This window comes from Endozoicomonas sp. SESOKO4 (genome assembly GCF_024606275.1).
Map to the genome: position 1 here is coordinate 1 of NZ_JAHHPS010000187.1, position 1,721 is coordinate 1,721.

General features: G+C 38.3%; 1 protein-coding gene. It reads right to left on the reverse strand.

The features are described 5' to 3' along the window. Positions 1-1,721: hypothetical protein (locus KDK16_RS03500; protein ID WP_257252817.1), on the reverse strand; the 1,721-nt coding region annotated here is incomplete at both ends.

The window sequence follows — 1,721 nt, forward strand, 5'->3', positions numbered from 1 at the left end:
TCCTGTACCGTTTTCGGACAACGGAAAAAACGAAATTCCAGCGTTGATAATTTGTCGACATCCTCTGCTCCGGTAATGTGCAGTAAAGATATAGCCATAAATTTTCCGATCATATCGGCACTAATATTACCTAACCAATTTTGTAGAGTCGTTATATGAACAAGCTGGCTATAAAAATTTGAAAACTGTTCAAGCCTCTCTTTTTTTTCCGAATCAGTGTTCCCTTTATGGCTTGGCTTTTGAGTATCATTTTCTTCTATTTTTTTATTGTATAGGTCAATGATCTTATTTAACCGCTTTAAGGCAAATGGTTTTATGTCTGGATCGTAATCAGCAAATGTTTTATACCATTTAGCTTCATCCTCCTGCAGGATACGATCATTATTTCCAAACGCCCTCAGCAAAAAAGGGTTTCGCTGGATCTCAGACTCCATCGCCAGAAGCACGCCGGTATCCCCCTGGGTAGCACTCAAGGCATCGACGTGTTTATGCCCGGAACTATAATCAATCAACCCTTCGTTGCGCATTGAATCAATCACTTCAATCACTTTCTCAAAAGATAATTCTGCGAGTTGATCATCAGAATGGTAGGGCGTGCAGATTATTTCAAACCATTGAGGTAAGTCGTAAAAAGGTAATACAGTAAAGCTATTATCAAAACCATAGCGTGTAGCAGACATGAGGTTAGGGCAATAACTCATTCCTTTTTGTTTGAGTCGAGATGCAAAACAATTAACAATCATACGCTGTTCGTCAGAAAGTCGGTTGTTTATATCATATTCAAGCTCTTCACCGAATTTAAGATTTAATCTGCTTGCCGGTTTCACTCCATTGTCAGTCCCAAAAACACAGTTATCAAACATAGCATTGACTATACCATCGCAGCGTCTGGAAAAAATAACCTCCAGAACATGTTGATTAAAATGCTCTCTTATATCATTATCATTGAGGCGTAGACCAATGATTATAATATTGTTGGTTTGACACGGTTCACAAGCACTATCAATGATTTCCTGTCTGAATTTTATAACAAAATCAAAGATAACAACCAGCTCAGAAAAAAAGCCACTTCCACCAAGAAGGGTTTGAAAAAATGGAAATATAGCTTTCAACAATTTCTCGTACGTAAATTCTGTGCGGCCAAATTGATTTGTAAACACAGACTTTGAGATAACATCATCCGGTACGTTTTCTTTTTTGTTAAGATAATCAACCAGCATGCCTGTCAGACTGTAACGTTTTTCAGACTTATTAAATTTTGACTCCTTTTCTGCCTGTTTGGTAAAAATAGCCTTCAGAAAAGATTGTATCTCTTCAACCCGTTCATGACTGATGGTTTTACCCGCCACATATTTATCGGGACTAATTTCAAAAGTAATACAACGATCACGAACCAGACCTTCCTGACATAAAATAAAATCGATAAAAATCCCTGTAATTTCCTCTCTTTGATCATCATCGTCGTAAGGTTCTCTTGTGATTTTTTCGTATCTGAGTGAATGAATGAGATTTCCAATAGTATTTCGAATATGCACAGCCACTTCCTCAGCGGTAAACGTCTCGCAGATGCTGGCTACATTTATGGACTCACGACGGTCCGTAGTAACCCAATGGGTAACTTTTCGCTCGGGAATAGTCTGATTGACCATATGATGACTGAAACCTGGCACAATAAAACCAGGCTCTGGCATTTGATTTGCCAGTGCAGAGGATTTATCTTC